This is a genomic window from Pseudoduganella albidiflava (genome assembly GCF_004322755.1).
Taxonomy (GTDB): domain Bacteria; phylum Pseudomonadota; class Gammaproteobacteria; order Burkholderiales; family Burkholderiaceae_D; genus Rugamonas; species Rugamonas albidiflava.
This window is the reverse complement of sequence record NZ_CP036401.1, coordinates 1,435,926-1,455,012: the sequence shown is the minus strand read 5'-3', so window position 1 is coordinate 1,455,012 and position 19,087 is coordinate 1,435,926. Positions and strand designations below refer to the sequence as shown.

The following is a 19,087-nucleotide window of genomic DNA, read 5'->3' as shown; positions in this document are numbered from 1 at the left end:
CTCAAGACCTCAAAGCATAATTATTGCCCCAGGCAGATGATCTTCGTGTCGTATTCATGGGCGCCGGCTTTCTTCTTCTTCGCCCAGTCGACCGCTTCCTGCGCCTGCGCGATCGTCATCACGGTCGCCTTTTCCTTGTTCTTGATGAAGGAAACGCCTTCGAACACGCCTTCCTTGCTGCGCATGACCTTGGCGAACACGGGCGGCTTTTTGTCGCCGTCGCTGATTTTGTTTTGCTGGACCAGGTAGCGCTGATCGGTGTTGTCCATGATGGCTCGAATCGAAAAATGGATGAAAGGATCACAGCCGGGCCGTGAAATGCAAAAAGCCCAACCGGTTAAGGCTGGGCTTCTCACATGAATTCTGGCTCCCCGACCTGGACTCGAACCAGGGACCTGCGGATTAACAGTCCGTCGCTCTACCGACTGAGCTATCAGGGATTAGAAGCAGTATTTTATACGTTCAGAGCAACATTTGCAAGCTTGCTTTTTGGTACTGTCTACTGCCAACTACTTTGTTTCTAGCTTTCTTCGCTGACGTGCATCAACGAAGAAGCAAGATTTTAGAGAACTTTGGCGATCGCGTCAACAACGATGTCGATATTCTTGGAGTTCAGCGCGGCCACGCAGATACGGCCGGTGTCCACCGCGTAGATCGACTGTTCGCGCAGCTTGGCGACCTGCTCTTTCGTCAGGCCCGAGTACGAGAACATGCCGACCTGTTCGCGCACGAAGGCGAAATCGTGGCCGGGAGCTTTCTCTTTCAGCTTTTGCACGAACTCGTCGCGGGTGGCCTTGATGCGCACGCGCATGGCGCCCAGCTCGTCTTCCCACAGCTGGCGCAGTTCCGGCGTAGCCAGGACGGTGGCGACCACTTTGCCGCCGTGTACCGGCGGGTTCGAGTAGTTGGTGCGCACCACGCGCTTCAGCTGCGACAGCAGGCGGGACGCTTCTTCGGCGGTGGCGGCCACGACGGACAGCGCACCCACGCGCTCGCCATACAGCGAGAACGACTTCGAGAACGAGTTCGACACCAGCAGCGGCACGCCGGTGGCGGCGAAGCGGCGCACCACGGCGCCGTCTTCGGCGATGCCGGCACCGAAGCCCTGGTAAGCCATGTCCAGGAACGGAATCAGGCCGCCGGTCACGACGGCATCGATCACCTGGTCCCACTGCGGCTGGGTCAGGTCGGCACCGGTCGGATTGTGGCAGCAGGCGTGCAGCACCACGACGGCGCCTTGCGGCATCGCCTTCAGCGCGGCCAGCATGCCTTCGAAGTTCACGCCATGGGTGGCGGCATCGTAGTACGCGTAATTGTTGACCTTGAAGCCGGCGCTTTCAAACAGCGCGCGGTGGTTTTCCCAGCTTGGATCGCTGATGAAGACTTCCGACGATGGCGAGAAACGCTTCAGGAAATCGGCGCCCAGCTTCAGAGCGCCGGTGCCGCCCAGGGCCTGCACGGTGATCGCGCGGCGCTCTTGAACTACGGCACTGTCGGCCCCAAATACCAGTTCCTGCACCGCCTTGTCATACGCGGCCAGGCCTTCGATCGGCAAGTACGTGCGCGGGGCTGGCTGTTCAATCAGGATGTTTTCAGCTTTCTGCACGCACGACAGCAGCGGCACTTTGCCATTGTCGTCATAATAAACACCCACGCCCAGGTTGATCTTATTGGGGTTGGTGTCGGCGTTAAAAGCTTCGGTGATACCCAGGATCGGGTCGCGCGGAGCCATCTCGATGGCACTGAAAACGGAAGGATTCGTCATGATAGGATTGGATTCGATTGGATGCGATTCGCAGCGGATGAGCACTACAACATTACTGAGCAAATTCAGCGGCAATTACTCTGGACAGTGATGACGGTGCACAGCAATTCCGATGCGCGGCGTTGGCCAGGTGTGCCGGCCACCGCGCAATGACTGCACAATGTGGTGTGCAACTCCCTATTCTAGCAAAGGTCTGACTTCATGGCTGATTTATCACTGGCCGGCGCTCCCGAGCCCACCGTGCTGACGTTCCCGGATTCACCGTTCAAGCTGCACCAGCCCTTCCCGCCCGCCGGCGACCAGCCGACCGCGATCGAGGCCCTGTGCGAAGGCATTGGCGACGGCCTGTCGTTCCAGACGCTGCTGGGCGTGACGGGTTCCGGCAAGACTTACACGATGGCCAATGTGATCGCCCGCATGGGCCGTCCGGCGATCGTGTTTGCGCCGAACAAGACACTGGCGGCCCAGCTCTACAGCGAATTCCGCGAGTTCTTCCCGCAGAACGCTGTCGAGTATTTCGTGTCGTACTACGATTATTACCAGCCGGAAGCCTACGTGCCGCAGCGCGACCTGTTCATCGAGAAGGATTCGTCGATCAACGAGCACATCGAGCAGATGCGGCTGTCGTGCACCAAGTCGCTGATGGAGCGGCGCGACGTGGTCATCGTGGCCACCGTGTCGGCCATCTACGGTATCGGTAATCCGAACGAATACCACCAGATGATCCTGACCCTGCGCGCCAAGGACAAGGTCAGCCAGCGCGACATCATTGCCCGCCTGATCCAGATGCAGTACACGCGCAATGAAGTGGACTTCGGCCGCGGCACGTTCCGCGTGCGCGGCGATACGATCGACATCTTCCCCGCCGAACACGCCGAACTGGCGGTGCGCCTGGAAATGTGGGACGACGAACTGGAGTCCATCCAGCTGTTCGATCCGCTCACGGGCCGCGTGCGCCAGAAGATCCCCCGCTTCACCGTCTACCCCGGCTCGCACTACGTGACGCCCCGTTCGACGGTGCTGCGGGCCATCGAAAGCATCAAGGCCGAATTGCGCGACCGGCTCGAGTTCTTCCGCAAGGAAGGCAAGCTGATCGAGGAACAGCGCCTCGAGCAGCGTACCAGGTTCGACCTGGAAATGATGGCCGAGATCGGCTTCACGAAAGGCATCGAGAACTATTCGCGGCACCTGAGTGGCGCGCTGCCGGGCCAGCCGCCGCCAACCCTGATCGATTACCTGCCGCAGGATGCGCTGATGTTCATGGACGAATCGCACGTGCTGGTCGGCCAGCTCTCGGCGATGTACAACGGCGACCGTTCGCGCAAGACGAACCTGGTCGACTATGGCTTCCGCCTGCCGTCCGCGCTGGACAACCGGCCGCTGAAGTTCGAGGAATTCGAGGGCAAGATGCGGCAGACGATCTTCGTTTCCGCCACGCCGGCCGAGTACGAGCAGAAGCATGCCGACCAGGTCGTGGAACAGGTGGTGCGCCCCACCGGCCTGGTCGACCCGCAGGTGATCGTGCGGCCGGCGCGCACGCAGGTGGACGACCTGCTCTCCGAGATCAACGACCGCATCGCCAAGAACGAGCGGGTGCTGGTGACCACGCTGACCAAGCGGATGTCCGAGCAGCTGACCGAATACCTGTCGGACCACGGCATCAAGGTGCGCTACCTGCACAGCGATATCGAAACGGTCGAGCGGGTGGAAATCCTGCGCGACCTGCGCATCGGCACGTTCGACGTGGTGGTCGGCATCAACTTGCTGCGCGAAGGCCTGGACTTGCCGGAAGTGTCGCTGGTGGCGATCCTGGATGCCGACAAGGAAGGCTTCCTGCGCTCCGAACGTTCGCTGATCCAGACCATCGGCCGCGCCGCCCGCAACCTGAACGGCGTGGCGCTGCTGTACGCGGACCAGATGACCGATTCGATGAAGCGCGCGATCGACGAAACCGAGCGCCGCCGCGCCAAGCAGCTGGCCCACAACGAGAAGCACGGCATCATCGCGCGCGGCGTGAACAAGGTCATCAAGGACATGATCGACGGCGTGTACGACCCGAACAAGGCATCCACCAACCTGAAGGCGGCCCAGGAGACAGCGAAGTACGAAACGATGAGCGAGAAGCAGGTCTCGAAAGAGATCAAGCGCCTCGAAAAGCTCATGATCGAGCATGCCAAGAACCTGGAGTTCGAGAAGGCCGCGCAGGTGCGCGACCAGCTGCACCTGCTGAAGGAGCAGATGTTCGGCGCGCCGGGGGCCGACGTGATTTCGATCACGGGCAAGTAGGCCGGAAAATATGCTGCCGAACAAGCCAGCCCTGCATGAAAAACGCCGCGTTCACGCGGCAATGCTGTTCAGATAAGGCCACCCCAAGTGCAAATTCCGGGGTCAGACCCGGCGGGTCTGACCCCAGCCCTTCGCTGTTGGGGTGAATGCATGCACTATCGATGAGCCGGCGACGTTTAACTGAACGGCATTACCGCGTTACGCGGCGTTTTTTATAGCTGCCCTGCCCGCTCCAGCCGCTTGTACAGCACCAGCGAATACAGTACCGGCAGCAAGGCGCCGATGACGACGAGTCCAATCGCCAGCTCGCCCGATGCGCCGAGCAGCACCGCCAGCAGCCCCACCACGCCCGCCCCCACCATCAGCTTCGCACCCACGCGGTGGGTTGAATACCACACTCGCTCGCTCGCCAGCGTCCATGGGGTGCGGATACCGATATAGAAGTTGCGGCGCACCTTGCTCAGCGAGTTCCCGATCAGGGCCAGCACCAGGCAGATCCCGGCTGGCACGGCGCGGCCCACGTCGAACGTTGCGTTGAAGATCGAGGTCAGGAGCAGCACCTGCATCAAGCCCATCAAGCCAACCACCAGGGTCATGATATAGCCGGCTGTCGAGCCAGACGCGCCCACGTCGTACCCTTTCGGCGACAGGTAAGGCAGCGCGGCGCCGATCGCCAGGGCGAACGCCATCGTTCCCGGCCCGGTCAGCCAGACGATCCAGCGCGGACCGAAACCATCGGCTTCGCCCTGCGCATTCCAGTGGATGGGGATGGTCTCGGCGAGGCTGGGCCAGCACAGCGCGGTCAGCACCGTGGCGGCCAGGATCAGGGAAACGCTTGCAATCAGGTGCTGACGGTTCATGCCTTCCTCCTTTTGGTCTGTGGTTCGGTCAGGTCCATCATCCATGCCACGACATCCTGCAGCACCGTCGTGTTCAGTCCGTACCAGATCGTCTGGCCCTCGCGGCGACGGGTGATCAGGTCTGCGTCGGCCAGCACGGCAAAATGGTGCGACATGGTCGGCCGCGTCATATCGAAATGCTCGGCAAGCTGCCCTGCCGTCATTTCGCCGTCGCGCAGCAGGCGCAGGATCTCGCGGCGCGCCGGATCGGCCATGGCCTTGAAGGCATCGGTGGGGGCTGGCATCGTATTTCGATCAATCGCTAATTAGATGGATATCTAAATATAGGATAAAACGATTCCGTGCGCAAGCTGCGCATGAGGACGTCATGCGGTCGTCTCGCTGTTGCCACCCGGAGCTGCTTGCCGGACTGCCGCCCGGTCTTGCTGCTCAGCTGGGGCGATGAACATCCCGGAACAGCAGCATGTCGGCGATGCGCTCCGGCTTGTCGCCGTCGAATCCCAGCTCCGTGACCCGATGCTCGGGATTCGTCCACGTGCCGAACGCCAGGTCCCAGATGGGGAGGCCGTAATTCTGGGCGTGGTGGTGCAACTGATGGTGGACCGTGTGCATCTCCGGCCGCTGCACCAGGTAGCCGAGCCAGCGCGGTGTCGCGATGTCGCCATGCAGGAACAGGTCGAAGGTACCTGTCAGGAGCAACGCCACCGCGGCCGCAGCAGGACTTGCCCCCAGCAGCAGGTAGCTGGCGCAGCCACTGATGCAGATGGCCGCGGCCGAATCGAGCGGATGGGCATAGAAAGCCGTCAGTGCTTCCACCCGCCGCGCGCTGTGATGCAGCTGGTGGAAGACGCGCCACAACAGGTCGAAGCGATGCGTGGCGCGGTGCCACCAGTAAAACAGGAAACTGGTGACCAGGAAGCTGGCGAAGCCGGTAACGATGACCGGCCATCCGCTGCTGTCGATCAGCGCCGTTTCGCTGATTGCGGTACTGAAGAACCAGCCGGCGGCCAGCGTGACAGCCACGGTGGCCGCACCGGTACCACTGGCCAGGATCAGCCAGCGCCGGTCGCAATGATTGCGCGAGGCCGGCGCAATGACCTCGCGGGTGAACAAGGCAACGAAGGCGAGCGCCAGGAAAGGGAGGGCCAGCAACTCGCTCATGGCTACAGCGTCTTCACGAATTCGCGGATCCCGCCCAGCATCATCTCGACCGACATCGCCGCCAGGATAAGCCCCATCAGGCGCTCGAACGCCGTCATCACCTGCGTGCCCAGCACCTTCTGCAGGCGCTCGGCGCCCAGGAACACGGCCAGCCACACCACCACCACGGCGGCCAGCGCGGCCACGTGGATCATCACATCGCCGCGGGTTTCGCTGGAGAACAGCAGCACCGTGGCCAGCGCGGACGGGCCGGCCAGCGCGGGAATCGCCAGCGGCACGATGAATGGCTCGCCGCCCTCGTTCCGGCCGAGCACACCGTCCGGGTGCGGGAACACCATGCGGATGGCGATCATCAGCAGGATCACGCTGCCGGCGATGCGCAGCGAGACTTCGGAAAGGCTCAGCGCGTGCAGGAACGGCCGGCCGAAGAACATGAACACCAGCAGCACCGCGAAGGCGATCAGGCATTCACGCACCACGATTTTCGGCCGCCGGGCCGGCGCCACCGGTTGCAGCGCGGCGGCGAACAGCGGCACGTTGCCGAACGGGTCGGTCACCAGCAGCAGCAGGATGAAGGTCTGGAAGAAGTTTTCTGTCATATGCAGGGTTTACCCTTCTATTATTATCGGATCCTACATGAGGCAAGGAAAAGCTGGAGCAACAAAGCAAATGGCGGAAAGCCTTTCAGCTTTCCGCCATTTCCCAGTGTCCCACCAACGTCTCGGGACCTCGAGAAACCGTAATGAGCGGCGTCTGGTCTGGTCTCCGGTGCTCATCGTACTTTATGTACGATCGGTCCGCCGCAGCGGAGCACCGGAGACCAGCATCTGGCGCCGCGCAATAGGTTTATCGAGGTTCCTTCAGTTCTTTTCGCCTTTTTTTAGCCACGATGCCAGCTGGTGCGGGCGCAGGCCGTCGTAGTCCTCGAACGGCTGGTGGATCCACGGGTTGTGCGGCAGTTCCTGCATCTGGTAGTCCGGCTTGAAGGCCGAGCTGCCCTTGGTCCAGATCACGGCCGAACGCACTTCCTCGACATCCTTGTAGTTCGCTTTCAGATGGTCGATGACCTTCATCAGCGTGACGCCGGAATCGGCCAGGTCGTCCACCAGCAGGATCTTGCCGGCCAGCGAGCCGCGCGTCACCGTGATGTACTTGGCGATATCGAGGTCGCCCTGCACCGTGCCCTTGTCGGCACGGTAGGAGCTGGTCGACAGGATCGCCAGCGGCACGTCGAAGATCCGCGAGAACACGTCGCCGGGGCGCACGCCGCCGCGCGCCAGGCACAGCACCATGTCGAACTTGAAGTTCGATTCGTAGACCTTCAGCGCCAGGCCTTCGACCAGGCGGTTGTACTCATCCCAGGTCACCCACAGGTGCTTGTCGTCGGATTGAGGGGAGCTCATGTAATTCCTTCCTGCTTGTGGCGTGGTTTGCCTGTTTTTATTCGAACGGGTGACGGAGCACGATGGTTTCTTCGCGGTCCGGACCAGTGGATACCATGTCGACGGGTACGCCGACCAGTTCCTCGATGCGCTTGATGTAGGCGCGGGCGGTGGCCGGCAGCGCCGCCAGCGATTTCGCGCCGACGGTGCTTTCTTTCCAGCCTGGCATTTCTTCGTAGATCGGCTCGCAACGCGCGGCGTCTTCGGCACCGACCGGGAAGATGTCGACGTGGCGGCCGTCCAGCATGTAGCCGGTGCACAGCTTCAGCGTTTCCAGGCCATCCAGCACGTCCAGCTTCGTCAGGCACATGCCGGACACGCCGTTGATCTGCACCGAGCGGCGCAGCAGCGCGGCGTCGAACCAGCCGCAGCGGCGGGCGCGGCCCGTCACGGTGCCGAATTCATGGCCGACTTGCGCCAGGTGGTGGCCCACGCCGGCATCGGTCGGCAGCTCGGACGGGAACGGGCCCGAGCCCACGCGGGTGGTGTAGGCCTTGGTGATGCCGAGGATGTAGTGCAGCATGTTCGGGCCCACGCCGGCGCCGGCGGCGGCATTGCCGGCCACGCAGTTCGACGAGGTCACGAACGGATAGGTGCCGTGGTCGACGTCCAGCAGCGAACCCTGGGCGCCCTCGAACAGCAGGTTGGCGCCGGCCTTGTGCGCGGCATACAGCGCGCTCGACACGTCGGCCACCATCGGGCGCAGGCGCGGCACGTAGGCCAGCGCATCGTCGAGGGTCTTCTGGTACTCGACCTTCGGTGCCTTCAGGTAGTTTTCCAGCACGAAGTTGTGGTAGTCCAGGTTCTCGGCCAGCTTTTCGGCGAAACGCTTTTCGTTGAGCAGGTCGGCAACGCGGATCGCGCGGCGGGCAACCTTGTCTTCGTAGGCCGGGCCGATACCCTTGCCAGTGGTGCCGATCTTGGCGGCGCCGCGGGCGGCTTCACGGGCTGCATCGAGCGCGGTGTGGTAAGGCAGGATCACCGGGCAAGCCTCGGAGACCTTCAGGCGCGACGCCACTTCCACGCCCACGGCTTCCAGCTTGTCGATCTCGCGCAGCACGTCCGGCACGGACACCACCACGCCGTTGCCGATGTAGCAGGCCACGCCCGGGCGCATGATGCCCGAAGGGATCAGCTGCAGCGCGGTCTTCACGCCGCCGATCACCAGCGTGTGGCCGGCGTTGTGGCCACCCTGGAAACGCACCACGCCTTGCGCGTGTTCCGTCAGCCAGTCGACGATTTTGCCCTTGCCTTCATCGCCCCACTGGGTACCGATGACGACCACGTTTGTTGCAGTGATTTTTTTTGACATCACACTAACCTAAGTTTTTAAGAATCCAGTTACTACCACTCTCGTCGAGCACCAGCGCGCGGTCGCACTCGAACTCGTCCTGTTCATCGCTGTGACCCGGCAGGGACTGGATCACAACCTCGCCGGACTTGCGCAGCTCGGCGATACGTTCCTTCAGTTCGGGCGAGTTGCCCCACGGTGCCCGGATCGCATGCTTGCGGTCGGCCGTGGGCAGCAGCCGGGCCAGTTCGCGCAAGTCCATCGAATATCCGGTGGCGGGACGGGCGCGCCCGAATGCCTCGCCCACGTGATCGTAGCGGCCGCCGCGCGCCACGGCGTTCGGCAGGCCCGGCACGTAGAGCGCGAACGTGGCACCGCTCTCATACTGGTAGCCGCGCAGGTCGGCCAGGTCGATCGCCACTTCGGCGCGGCCGATGGCCGATGCCGCCAGCGCCGCCAGTTCGGCCAGTGCCTTGGCGATGCCCGGCAGGTCGGGCAGCGCGTGCTTCGCGGTGGCCAGCACATCCACGTCGCCATACAGGTTCGGCAGGGCCAGCAGGGCATCGCGCGTGGCAGGCGCGTAGCCTTCTGTCAGCTCGCGCAGTCCTGGCACATCCTTGGCGCGCAGCAGCTGCACGATGGCATCGTGGTCGCGCTGCGCGGCGGCATCCTGCTCGAGGATCGCGCGCAGCACGCCAACGTGGGCCAGGTCCAGGCGCACCCCGGTGAAGCCGGCCATCTCCAGCGAGGCCAGGGCCAGCTCCTGGATTTCGGCATCCGCTTCCAGGCCGGCATGGCCATAGATCTCGGCGCCGATCTGCAGTGGCTCGCGGGTGGCATGCAGGCCCGAAGGACGGGTATGCAGCACCGGGCCGGCGTAGCACAGGCGGGTGACGGAAGCGCGGTTCAGCAGGTGGGCGTCGATGCGGGCGACCTGGGTGGTCATGTCCGCGCGCAGGCCCAGCATGCGGCCGCTGATCTGGTCGACCAGCTTGAAGGTACGCAGGTCGGTATCCTGGCCGGCGCCGGTCATCAGCGACTCGACGTATTCCAGCAGCGGCGGCATCACGAGTTCGTAGCCGTAGCGGCGGAAGTTATCCAGCATCAGGCGGCGCAGCTCCTCGATCTTGCGCGCCTCGGACGGCAGCACGTCCGCGATATGTTCGGGCAAAAGCCAATTCGGCATGGGAAAACCGGTTTGTTGAAAAACGTTCAATCGGCACGACGCGCAAGCGGATGGCGCAGGCCGAACCGCATATTTTACGCGAAAACGTGGCTAAACAGGTAAAACTCTGGCGACCGAGCCATTCCAGGGGCAGCGCATTTGCAAAACAACGAACCCTAAAGGCAAAAAACTGGGGTCAGACCCGGTGGGTCTGACCCCTGCTTGTGCACTTGGGGTTTTGCCTCGACAGCGCAGTGCCGGGCTTATTTACCAGCCGAACCGCTCCCCTTGAAGTACTTGAAGAACTCGGAGTTCGGGTCCACCAGCATCACGTCGGCCTTGGTCCTGAACGACGAACGGTAGGCTTCCAGGCTGCGGTAGAACTTGTAGAACTCGGGATTGCGGCCGAATGCCTCGGCATAGATCGCGCTGGCTTTCGCATCGCCTTCGCCGCGCACCTTCTCGGCCTCGCGATACGCTTCGGCCAGGATCACGGCGCGCTGCTTGTCGGCATCGGCACGGATCTTTTCCGAATCGGCCGCACCGGTCGAGCGCAGCTCGTTGGCCACGCGCAGGCGCTCGGCCTTCATCCGTTCGTACACCGAGTTGTTGATCTGCTCGACATAGTCGACGCGCTTCAGCCGCACGTCCAGGATCTGCACGCCGATCTGCTTCGCTTCATTCTCCACCTTGGCGCGCAAGCCTTCCATCACCTTGCCGCGCTGGCCCGAGATCACTTCGCGCACGGTGCGCTTGGTGATTTCCTCGTTCAGCGCCGCCTTGACGATCTGCGCCATGCGGTTGCCCGCCCGCCCTTCGTCGCCGCCGAAGCGGACGAAGTACAGGCGCGGGTCGACGATGCGCCACTTGACGAACGAATCGACCAGGATGTTCATCTTCTCGGCCGTGATGAAGCGGTCCGCTTCCGGCGAATCGAGCGTCTGGATACGCTTGTCCAGGTAGATCACGTTCTGGAACGGCGGCGGCAGCTTGAAGTGCAGGCCCGGCTCGCGGATCACCTGCTTGACTTCACCCAGCGCGAACACGATGGCGAACTTGCGCTGGTCCACCACGAACACGGTGGACGACAGCAGCATCAGCGCGATGAACGCGGTGACGACGAGAGTAACGATACGGTTCATTAACGGCCCTCCCGGCTACGGGACGATTCACGCGCGCGGTTCTGGTCGCCGCTATAGGGTTGATCGGGCTGCGGCAGCAGCACGGCGGTCGGCGGCGGCGCCGTCACGTTGGCGCGCTGCGCCTCGGTGGCCGCCACTTGCGCGATCAGCTTGTCCAGCGGCAGGTACAGCAGGTTGCTGCCGGCCTTCGCATCGACCATGACCTTGCTGGTATTGGCGAAGATCTGCTGCATCGTATCGAGGTACATGCGGTCGCGCGTCACGCCCGGCGCCTTCTGGTACTCGACCAGTACGGACTTGAAGCGGTCGGCGTTACCAGAAGCGTTTTCCACCACCATCGAGCGGTAGGCTTCCGCCTCCTGCAGCAGGCGGAACGCGGCGCCGCGCGCCGTCGGCACGACCTGGTTCGCGTAGGCCGCACCTTCGTTCTTCAGGCGTTCGCGGTCCTGGCCGGCCTTGACGGCGTCGTCGAACGCGGTCTGCACCTGCTCCGGCGGCTGCACGCCCTGCATCGTCACGTTGGTGACCAGCGCACCGGACGCGTAGCGGTCGAGGATATCCTGCATCAGCCGCTGCGTGTCGTAGGCCACCTTCTCGCGGCCTTCGTACAGCACGTAGTCCATCTTGCTGCGGCCGACGATCTCGCGGATCGCCGTTTCAGCCACCTGGCGCACGGTATCTTCCGCGTCGCGGTTGTTGTACAGCCAGGCCACCGGATCGCTCAGCTGGTATTGCACGGCGAACTGGATGTCGATGATGTTTTCATCATCGGTCAGCATCAGCGATTCGCGCGCCTGCTTGTTGCGGGTGTTGCCGCGATAGCCCACTTCCACCGTGCGCACCTGCGACACGTTGACGGTTTCGTTGGCCTGGAACGGATACGGCCAGCGCCAGTTGAAGCCGGCCGGGGTTTCATGGCTGAAGCGGCCGAAGGTGGTGACGATACCCTTCTGGCCTTCCTGCACGATGAAGGCGCCGCTGGCCAGCCAGACCAGCAGGGCGATCACCGCGACGGCACCGATGGTCACGCCGGCACCTTTCAGTTCGCCGCCGCCATTGCCACCGCCGCCGCCTCCGCCGTTGTTGTTGCGGTTCTTGTTGCCGAACAGGCCATTCAGGCGCTGGTTGAAGTCGCGCCACAGCTGGTCGAGGTCCGGCGGTCCGTCGCCGGGCTTCTTGCCTTCCTGGGCCTGCCTGTTGTTATCCTTGTCCTGGCCCCAGCGGGGGTCGTTCAGGGACAGCTTCAGGCCTAATCTTTTCGCTAGTGAGGAAAGAGGCATGTTTTAGACATCGGTGAATGTGGAAATGGCATCGGGTGGCGTGTCGTCCTTCGGACGCAGGTTCGCTTCCCGTTGTACCTGGGCTGTCTCGGTAATGGCCGCGCGCAGAAGATCGAGACCTTCGCCCGTGCGGGCACTGATGAATACGCGTGAAATCTTATCATGTTCATCACGTTCCACCGCCGGCTCCAGGCCGGCCGCGTCGATCTTGTTCCAGACCAGGATCTGGGGAATATGGTCGGCGCCGATTTCGCGCAGCACGGCATTGACTTCCTCGATCTGCTCCATCCGCACCGGGCTGGCGCCATCGACGACATGCAGCAGCACGTCGGCATGGATGGTTTCCTCCAGCGTGGCGCGGAAGGCGGCCACCAGCTGGTGGGGCAGTTCGCGCACGAAGCCGACCGTATCGGAAATCACGACATTGCCGGCATCCTCGCCCATGTACACGCGCCGCGAGGTGGTGTCGAGCGTGGCGAACAGCTGGTCGGCCACGTACACGCCGGCCTTGGTCAGCGCATTGAACAGCGTCGACTTGCCGGCATTGGTATAGCCGACCAGCGACACCGAGAAGGCATTGTTGCGGCCGCGCGAACGGCGCTGCGTTTCATGCTGCTTGCGCAGTTTCGCCAGCCGCGCGCGCAGCATCCGCACCCGTTCGCCGATCAGCCGGCGGTCGGTTTCCAGCTGGGTTTCACCGGGGCCGCGCAGGCCGATACCGCCCTTCTGGCGCTCCAGGTGAGTCCAGCCGCGGATCAGCCGCGTGGACAGGTGCTGCAACTGCGCCAGCTCGACCTGCAGCTTGCCCTCGTGGCTCTGGGCACGCTGGGCGAAGATATCGAGGATCAGGCTGGTGCGGTCCAGCACGCGGACGTTCAGGCGCTTTTCCAGGTTGCGCTGCTGCGCAGGCGACAGCGCATGGTTGAAGATGACGATCTCCAGCCCGTGATCCTGCACCGCATGGCCGATCTCGTCGGCCTTGCCGCTACCGACGAAATAGGCGGCATCGGGGCTGGATCGCTTGCCGGTGACGGTCGTGATGGGCTCCGCTCCCGCGGAACGCGCGAGCAGCATCAATTCGTCGATACTGGCGGCGAAGTCGCCCTGACCGAAATCCACACCGACTAAAGCTGCGCGCATGGGACGGTCAGAGGAAGATGAAGCGGATGGCAAAGCTGCGGCGTTGTCTCAACGATCAACGCGTTACTCCGCCTCGGAATCGATATTGAGGTTGACGGCGCGGGCCGGCACCACGGTCGAGATGGCGTGCTTGTACACCATCTGCGTGACGGTATTGCGCAGCAGGACGACGTACTGGTCGAACGACTCGATATGGCCCTGCAGCTTGATGCCGTTGACCAGGTAGATCGAGACGGGAACGTGCTCCTTGCGCAGCGCGTTCAGGAATGGGTCTTGTAACAATTGCCCTTTATTGCTCATAACAGCTCCAGTTTATGTTGTTGTGTTGGAATTGGAGGCGAAACGCTTGAATTCAAGTGCCGGCTACTCCTTATTGCAGAGGTAAAAATACCCTCCGCCAGACGGAAATGCTTCGAAGCTACTGTAACCGGTTTTTGCGATTTATGCAGGGGTGTCCGAATGAAAACAAGGAAAAAATTGCATTCGGAATGTGAAGTCGGTGTGCCTGCAACCGACCACTCGGCCGGTCATTGCAGGCGTGCGAACACCGGGGTTTGGCGCCAATGCCGTGAAGTCAAGCGTGACAAAACATATTGAAAGCGCATGAATTCACCCCAACAGCGAAGGGCTGGGGTCAGGGAGGAATGCTGGCATGCATGCCTGCATCGTTCTGCAGGCGCGAAGCAGGCTTCGCGAAACCCCTGCTACACCCCGCCGGGTCTGACCCCGGAGTTTGCACTTGGGGTGGGCTTATCCAAGCGGCATCGGTGTCCTACACCAGTTCCTTTACGCCACGGGGATCAGCTCTTCTCGCGCTTGTCGAACGGGTTCTTACCCGTCCGCAATTCGATGCGCAGCGGCGTACCGACCAGCTGGAAGGTGTCCCGGAAGTGCTTTTCCAGGTAGCGCTTGTAGGGCTCGCTGATGGCATCCAGCGAGTTGCCGTGGATGACGATCACCGGCGGGTTCATGCCGCCCTGGTGGGCGTAGCGCAGCTTCGGCCGCAGGCCGCCCTTGCGCTTCGGCTCCTGCTTTTCGATCGCTTCCTGCAGGGCGCGCGTGAGCTTCGGCGTCGACAGGTCGGCCGTGGCGGCCGCGTAGGCGGCGTCGACGGACTTCATCAGCGGGCCGATGCCGGTACCCTTCAGCGCCGAGATGAAGTGCGTCTTGGCGAAACCGAGGAAGTCCAGCTTGCGGTCCATGTCGTTCTTGACCTGGTCGCGCTGGTGCGTCTGCAAGCCATCCCACTTGTTCACGGCCAGCACCAGGGCGCGGCCCGATTCCAGGATGAAGCCGGCGATGTGGGCATCCTGTTCCGAGATGTCCTGCTGGGCGTCGAGCATCAGGATCACCACGTTCGCTTCCGAAATCGACTGCAGCGTCTTGACGACCGAGAATTTCTCGATCGCCTCGAACACCTTGCCGCGCCGGCGGATACCCGCCGTGTCGATCAGCGTGTAGTGCTTGCCGTCGCGTTCGAACGGAATCTCGATCGAATCGCGCGTGGTGCCCGGCATGTCGAAGGCGATCACGCGCTCTTCGCCCAGCAGCGTGTTGATCAGCGTGGACTTGCCCACGTTCGGGCGGCCGACCAGCGCCAGCTTGATGCCGCGCTCGGACGGCAGCAGCTCTTCGGCATCTTCCGGGCGCGAGGCGAAGGCCTTGTCCAGCGCTTCATACACCAGGTCCGTCACGCCGTCGCCGTGCGCGCCGGAGATCGCATACGGATCGCCCAGGCCCAGCTCGTAGAAGTCCGACACGGCCGAGGTGTACTTCATGCCTTCGGCCTTGTTTACCACCAGCAGTACGGGGCGGCCGCTGCGGCGCAGGAAATCGGTGATGGTCTTGTCGTGCGGCGTCATACCTTGGCGGCCGTCGACGAGGAAGATCACCACGTCCGCTTCGGCCACGGCCTGCTTGGTCTGCAGGGCCATCTGGAACATGATGCCTTCCTTGGCGACCGGTTCGAAACCGCCCGTATCGATGACCAGGAAAGGACGTTCGCCGACGCGGCCCTCGCCATAGTGACGGTCGCGCGTCAGACCAGGCAAGTCCGCCACCAGCGCGTCGCGCGAGCGGGTCAGACGATTGAAAAGGGTCGATTTCCCGACGTTCGGGCGGCCCACGAGTGCGATTACCGGCTTCATTTGTTTTCTGCTCGACCGCGTTGGCGGTCATTAGTACTGCTTGGTTTTTGAAAATACTGAATGACCGCGCTCGCGGTCATTCTCACTGCGCAGCTGCTTGTTCAGTTACGAATTGCTGTATTACTCGACCGCGATCGCGGTCACCGTTCCCGACTGGGTCTGGAAAATCATGTTCGAGCCGGCCACCACGGGCACCGACTTGATCGGGCTGCCATCGGTGGCCACGCGGCCCAGCATCGCCCCGTCTTCGCGCGACAGCAGGTGCACATAACCCTGGAAATCGCCGACGGCCACCACGCGACCGTACGACAGCGGCGTGGACAGGGCGCGGTTGCCCAGGGAATCGTTCTTCCACGCGCTGGCACCGCCTTCGCGGCTGAACGCGGACACATGGCCCTTGTCGTCCGCCACGAAGACGAAGCGCTGGTCGGCGCCCACGCCCACGTCGGACGATGCCGGCTTGCTCCACTTGGCCGCGCCGGTCGACAGGTCGAAGCAGCCGACCTTGCCCTGGTACGTGACGGCGCAGATATCGCTGCCGATGACGACCGGCGTGCCGCCGATGTCGGACACGCGTTCCAGTTCGGTGGCGCCGCGCGGCTCGGCCACGGAGACCTCGAAGCGCGGCACGCCGTTCGACAGGGCCAGCGACAGCAGCTTGCCAGCCGGCTGCGCGACATACACGTTCGGCTGCGCCACCACCATTCCCGGCGCGTTGCGCAGGGTCAGCGGCGGCGTGGTGCGCTGCAGGAACCACTTGCGATCGCCCGTCTTCGTATCGTAGGCGGTGATCTTGTTGTCCATGCTGCGCACGATGACCAGCTCGTCGGTCACGGCCGGTGCCGACAGCACTTCGGACGATGCCTGCACTTTCCACTGCACCTTGCCGGTGGCCGCGTCGAAGGCCATCACGGTGCCCTTCGCGCCGCCCACCGCCACCAGCTTGCCGTTGGCGCCCACGCCCGCGGTCAGGTCGGTGCCGGCCTTCACTTTCCACTGCGAGCGGCCGGTGGCCGCATCGAGGCGTTCGATATTGCCGTCGGCATCGGCCACGAACAACGCATTGTCGGCCAGCGCCGGCGAGAACACATACAGGCCGGCCTTGCCGACGGAATGCTTCCACACGACCTTGGCGGGAATCGGCGACTTGATATCCACCAGCGCGGCTGGTGGGTTCTTGTCCTTTTCCTTGAACGGATTCAGCGAGCTGAGGGAACTGCACGCGGCCGTCATGGACAGCAGGCTCACGCCGATGAGTTTACCGGTGATACGCATAAATTAAACCTTGCTCCTTACAAGTGGAAGGCGGTGCGGGTGACGCGTGCCCGCGCGGTCAAGCCGGCCGCGGGCGGGATGCGACTGCCGCTCAAGCTGCCGGGAATCAGGCAGCGGCGGGTTTCGGTTCCGGCACCGTGCCGCCGACGGCTTCGAGTTTCAGCTCGATCAGCTGGCGCGCCGGATTTTTCTCGTCGGTGCCCGAGAGCGCGGCCTGGTAGGCGGCACGGGCCTCGGCCAGCTTGTTCTGCGCCGCCAGCACGTCGCCCTTGCGGTCGCTCACGGCGGCCTTGAACTGCGCCGGCACATCGCCGTCGAGCGTTTTCAGGGCGTCGGCATAGGCCTTCTCGTCCAGCAGCAGCCCGGCCAGGCGGATCTTCGCCACCGCCTTGTATTCGTCGTTGCCGTGTTCCACGACCCACTGCAGCTTGGCCTTGGCGGTCTTCAGGTCGTTCGCGTCGAACGCGCTTTTCGCCGCCGTCAGCGCGGCCATCTGCGCATACAGCGTGCGGCCATAGCGGCTCTCGATATCGCCGGCGGCACGCTGCACCTTGGCGTTATCCTTGCCGACCGAGGTTTGCAGCTCGTCGTACAGCGCGGACGCCTCGACAGCCTGGGTGCGCTGGTAATACTGCCAGCCCGCCCAGCCGGAATAGGCGGCCAGGCCGGCCACCAGCACCCAGGTGGCGGCGTTGCCGTACTTGGCCCACCATGCCTTCAGGGATGCGAGCTGTTCTTCTTCTTGGTGATCGAATGCCATGGAATCTATCCTTCGGGATCAGTGATGGTGGTGGTGGTCTTCGCAGTCGTCGCCGCAATCGTGGCCGCCGATGATCTGGTCGACCACGTAGCCGACCACTTCCTCGAACGCCACCGTGGCCTGCTGCTGCTCGCCTTCGGCACCGCGCAGCGCCTTCACGCTGGCAGTATTGTTGGCCACTTCGTCTTCGCCGATGATGATGGCGAACGACGCGCCGCTGCCGTCGGCCTTCTTCATCTGGCTCTTGAACGAGCCGGCGCCGGCCGCGGTGGCGCAGTGCAGGATCACGTCCAGCCCGGCGTCGCGGATGCGTTCGCCCAGGATGAAGGCCTGCATCTGCGCTTCCTCGCCCTGGTGCACCAGGTACACGTCGCACTGGTTCGGCGCGGCCGTTTCGCCGGCCGACTTCATCAGCTCGATCAGGCGCTCGATGCCCATCGCGAAGCCCACCGCCGGCGTCGGCTTGCCGCCGAACTGCTCGATCAGCGGATCGTAGCGGCCGCCGGCGCACACGGTACCCTGCGCGCCCAGCTGGTCGGTGACCCATTCGAACACGGTGCGGTTGTAGTAGTCGATGCCGCGCACCAGGCGCGTGTTGACGGTGTACTGCACCGCGTTACGGTCGAGGATGTTCTTCACGCCTTCAAAGTGCTTCAGCGATTCCTCGCCCAGGTAATCGAGCAGCTTCGGCGCATTGTTGACGATGTCCTGCAGGGCCGGATTCTTGGTATCGAGGATGCGCAGCGGATTGGTGTGCAGGCGGCGCTTGGCCTCCGCATCCAGCAGTTCCTCGTGCTGTTCCAGGTACTTGATCAGGTCCACGCGGTGGGCGGCCCGTTCGGCGGCGTCGCCGATCGAGTTCAGTTCCAGGCGGATCTCCGGCAGGCCCAGGTCATCCCACAGGCGGCGGCACAGCATGATCAGCTCGGCGTCGATGTCCGGGCCCGTGAAGCCCACGGCTTCCGCGCCGAACTGGTGGAACTGGCGGTAGCGGCCGCGCTGCGGGCGCTCGTGGCGGAACATCTGGCCCTTGTACCACAGGCGCTTCGGGCCGTCGTACACCAGGTTATGTTCCAGCACGGCGCGCACCACGCCGGCCGTGCCTTCCGGACGCAGCGTCAGCTGGTCGCCGTTCATCGAATCCTCGAACGAATACATTTCCTTTTCGACGATGTCGGTCACGGCGCCGATCGCGCGCGCGAACAGGCGGGTTTCCTCGACGATCGGCGTGCGGATGTTCTGGTAGCCGTAGCTTTGCAGGATGGACTGCGCGGTGTTCTCGAAGATTTCCCACAGGTGGGCATCGGCCGGCAGGATGTCGGGCATCCCTTTGACCGAGGTGATCTTCTCTGCTTTTTTGTTTTCGGACATGG

Annotated in this window: 18 protein-coding genes and 1 tRNA gene; 1 reads left to right on the top strand and 18 read right to left on the bottom strand. The window is 63.3% G+C overall.

The window, feature by feature from the left end; genetic code table 11:
- Positions 1 to 20 precede the first annotated feature (20 nt).
- The 3 genes from EYF70_RS06205 to EYF70_RS06195 form a co-directional block, all read right to left on the bottom strand.
- Entirely contained in the window at positions 21 to 269 is a 249-nt protein-coding gene (locus tag EYF70_RS06205) for a hypothetical protein (protein WP_131144630.1), read from the bottom strand.
- A gap of 95 nt (positions 270 to 364) precedes the next feature.
- Positions 365 to 440 (bottom strand) — tRNA-Asn (locus EYF70_RS06200).
- A gap of 122 nt (positions 441 to 562) precedes the next feature.
- Positions 563 to 1,765 (bottom strand): amino acid aminotransferase, encoded by a 1,203-nt coding sequence (locus EYF70_RS06195; RefSeq protein WP_131144629.1) that lies wholly within the window; start codon positions 1,763 to 1,765, stop codon positions 563 to 565.
- A gap of 201 nt (positions 1,766 to 1,966) precedes the next feature.
- Here EYF70_RS06195 and uvrB point away from each other — a divergent pair, with 201 nt between their 5' ends.
- Positions 1,967 to 4,051, top strand: coding sequence for an excinuclease ABC subunit UvrB (gene uvrB / locus EYF70_RS06190; RefSeq protein WP_131144628.1), 2,085 nt, complete (start codon positions 1,967 to 1,969; stop codon positions 4,049 to 4,051).
- A gap of 212 nt (positions 4,052 to 4,263) precedes the next feature.
- Here uvrB and EYF70_RS06185 read toward each other — a convergent pair whose 3' ends face one another.
- From EYF70_RS06185 to hisS, 15 genes are all read right to left on the bottom strand, one after another.
- On the bottom strand, positions 4,264 to 4,911 hold the full coding sequence (locus EYF70_RS06185) for an SdpI family protein (RefSeq protein ID WP_131144627.1): 648 nt from the start codon (positions 4,909 to 4,911) through the stop codon (positions 4,264 to 4,266).
- Positions 4,908 to 5,195: an autorepressor SdpR family transcription factor gene (locus tag EYF70_RS06180; RefSeq protein WP_131144626.1), complete on the bottom strand. Its 288-nt coding sequence runs from the start codon at positions 5,193 to 5,195 to the stop codon at positions 4,908 to 4,910. Before EYF70_RS06180 ends, EYF70_RS06185 begins: the two co-directional genes overlap by 4 nt.
- A gap of 145 nt (positions 5,196 to 5,340) precedes the next feature.
- Entirely contained in the window at positions 5,341 to 6,072 is a 732-nt protein-coding gene (locus EYF70_RS06175; RefSeq protein WP_131144625.1) for a sterol desaturase family protein, read from the bottom strand.
- 2 nt (positions 6,073 to 6,074) lie between these two features.
- Positions 6,075 to 6,671 carry a MarC family protein gene (locus EYF70_RS06170; RefSeq protein WP_130188248.1) on the bottom strand — a complete coding sequence of 199 codons (597 nt, stop codon included), beginning with the start codon at positions 6,669 to 6,671 and terminating at the stop codon, positions 6,075 to 6,077.
- Between the two features lie 261 nt (positions 6,672 to 6,932).
- Entirely contained in the window at positions 6,933 to 7,475 is a 543-nt protein-coding gene (locus EYF70_RS06165; RefSeq protein ID WP_131144624.1) for a phosphoribosyltransferase, read from the bottom strand.
- 37 nt (positions 7,476 to 7,512) lie between these two features.
- Positions 7,513 to 8,826, bottom strand: a complete 1,314-nt coding sequence (locus EYF70_RS06160; protein WP_131144623.1) for an adenylosuccinate synthase — start codon at positions 8,824 to 8,826, stop codon at positions 7,513 to 7,515.
- A 4-nt stretch (positions 8,827 to 8,830) separates the two neighbouring features.
- Positions 8,831 to 9,991, bottom strand: a complete 1,161-nt coding sequence (locus EYF70_RS06155) for an ATP phosphoribosyltransferase regulatory subunit (protein ID WP_131144622.1) — start codon at positions 9,989 to 9,991, stop codon at positions 8,831 to 8,833.
- Positions 9,992 to 10,233: 242 nt separating this feature from the next.
- A complete protein-coding gene (hflC, locus tag EYF70_RS06150; RefSeq protein WP_131144621.1) occupies positions 10,234 to 11,112 on the bottom strand; it encodes a protease modulator HflC in 879 nt (292 codons plus the stop codon).
- The gene (gene hflK / locus EYF70_RS06145) at positions 11,112 to 12,392 is read right to left on the bottom strand and encodes an FtsH protease activity modulator HflK (protein WP_131144620.1); all 1,281 of its coding nucleotides are present in this window, start codon (positions 12,390 to 12,392) and stop codon (positions 11,112 to 11,114) included. Before hflK ends, hflC begins: the two co-directional genes overlap by 1 nt.
- Before the next feature lie 3 nt (positions 12,393 to 12,395).
- Positions 12,396 to 13,532, bottom strand: coding sequence for a GTPase HflX (gene hflX, locus EYF70_RS06140; RefSeq protein ID WP_131144619.1), 1,137 nt, complete (start codon positions 13,530 to 13,532; stop codon positions 12,396 to 12,398).
- 63 nt (positions 13,533 to 13,595) lie between these two features.
- The gene (gene hfq, locus EYF70_RS06135; RefSeq protein ID WP_093558029.1) at positions 13,596 to 13,832 is read right to left on the bottom strand and encodes an RNA chaperone Hfq; all 237 of its coding nucleotides are present in this window, start codon (positions 13,830 to 13,832) and stop codon (positions 13,596 to 13,598) included.
- A 500-nt stretch (positions 13,833 to 14,332) separates the two neighbouring features.
- Positions 14,333 to 15,679, bottom strand: a complete 1,347-nt coding sequence (gene der, locus EYF70_RS06130) for a ribosome biogenesis GTPase Der (RefSeq protein WP_131144618.1) — start codon at positions 15,677 to 15,679, stop codon at positions 14,333 to 14,335.
- 120 nt (positions 15,680 to 15,799) lie between these two features.
- The gene (bamB, locus tag EYF70_RS06125) at positions 15,800 to 16,954 is read right to left on the bottom strand and encodes an outer membrane protein assembly factor BamB (protein WP_131144617.1); all 1,155 of its coding nucleotides are present in this window, start codon (positions 16,952 to 16,954) and stop codon (positions 15,800 to 15,802) included.
- A 106-nt stretch (positions 16,955 to 17,060) separates the two neighbouring features.
- Positions 17,061 to 17,714, bottom strand: a complete 654-nt coding sequence (locus EYF70_RS06120) for a YfgM family protein (RefSeq protein ID WP_131144616.1) — start codon at positions 17,712 to 17,714, stop codon at positions 17,061 to 17,063.
- A gap of 18 nt (positions 17,715 to 17,732) precedes the next feature.
- Complete coding sequence (gene hisS / locus EYF70_RS06115) at positions 17,733 to 19,085, bottom strand: histidine--tRNA ligase (protein WP_131144615.1); 1,353 nt, start codon at positions 19,083 to 19,085, stop codon at positions 17,733 to 17,735.
- Between the last annotated feature and the right edge of the window lie 2 nt (positions 19,086 to 19,087).

Excerpts from the sequence above, each read along its gene's own strand:
- hfq (WP_093558029.1), bottom strand. The coding sequence starts at position 13,832 with ATGAGCAATAAAGGGCAATTGTTACAAGACCCATTCCTGAACGCGCTG.
- EYF70_RS06120 (WP_131144616.1), bottom strand. The coding sequence starts at position 17,714 with ATGGCATTCGATCACCAAGAAGAAGAACAGCTCGCATCCCTGAAGGCA.
- EYF70_RS06205 (WP_131144630.1), bottom strand. The coding sequence starts at position 269 with ATGGACAACACCGATCAGCGCTACCTGGTCCAGCAAAACAAAATCAGC.
- hflC (WP_131144621.1), bottom strand. The coding sequence starts at position 11,112 with ATGAACCGTATCGTTACTCTCGTCGTCACCGCGTTCATCGCGCTGATG.
- bamB (WP_131144617.1), bottom strand. The coding sequence starts at position 16,954 with ATGCGTATCACCGGTAAACTCATCGGCGTGAGCCTGCTGTCCATGACG.
- EYF70_RS06175 (WP_131144625.1), bottom strand. The coding sequence starts at position 6,072 with ATGAGCGAGTTGCTGGCCCTCCCTTTCCTGGCGCTCGCCTTCGTTGCC.
- EYF70_RS06180 (WP_131144626.1), bottom strand. The coding sequence starts at position 5,195 with ATGCCAGCCCCCACCGATGCCTTCAAGGCCATGGCCGATCCGGCGCGC.
- hisS (WP_131144615.1), bottom strand. The coding sequence starts at position 19,085 with ATGTCCGAAAACAAAAAAGCAGAGAAGATCACCTCGGTCAAAGGGATG.
- EYF70_RS06170 (WP_130188248.1), bottom strand. The coding sequence starts at position 6,671 with ATGACAGAAAACTTCTTCCAGACCTTCATCCTGCTGCTGCTGGTGACC.
- der (WP_131144618.1), bottom strand. The coding sequence starts at position 15,679 with ATGAAGCCGGTAATCGCACTCGTGGGCCGCCCGAACGTCGGGAAATCG.
- hflK (WP_131144620.1), bottom strand. The coding sequence starts at position 12,392 with ATGCCTCTTTCCTCACTAGCGAAAAGATTAGGCCTGAAGCTGTCCCTG.
- EYF70_RS06160 (WP_131144623.1), bottom strand. The coding sequence starts at position 8,826 with ATGTCAAAAAAAATCACTGCAACAAACGTGGTCGTCATCGGTACCCAG.
- hflX (WP_131144619.1), bottom strand. The coding sequence starts at position 13,532 with ATGCGCGCAGCTTTAGTCGGTGTGGATTTCGGTCAGGGCGACTTCGCC.
- EYF70_RS06165 (WP_131144624.1), bottom strand. The coding sequence starts at position 7,475 with ATGAGCTCCCCTCAATCCGACGACAAGCACCTGTGGGTGACCTGGGAT.
- EYF70_RS06195 (WP_131144629.1), bottom strand. The coding sequence starts at position 1,765 with ATGACGAATCCTTCCGTTTTCAGTGCCATCGAGATGGCTCCGCGCGAC.
- EYF70_RS06185 (WP_131144627.1), bottom strand. The coding sequence starts at position 4,911 with ATGAACCGTCAGCACCTGATTGCAAGCGTTTCCCTGATCCTGGCCGCC.
- uvrB (WP_131144628.1), top strand. The coding sequence starts at position 1,967 with ATGGCTGATTTATCACTGGCCGGCGCTCCCGAGCCCACCGTGCTGACG.
- EYF70_RS06155 (WP_131144622.1), bottom strand. The coding sequence starts at position 9,991 with ATGCCGAATTGGCTTTTGCCCGAACATATCGCGGACGTGCTGCCGTCC.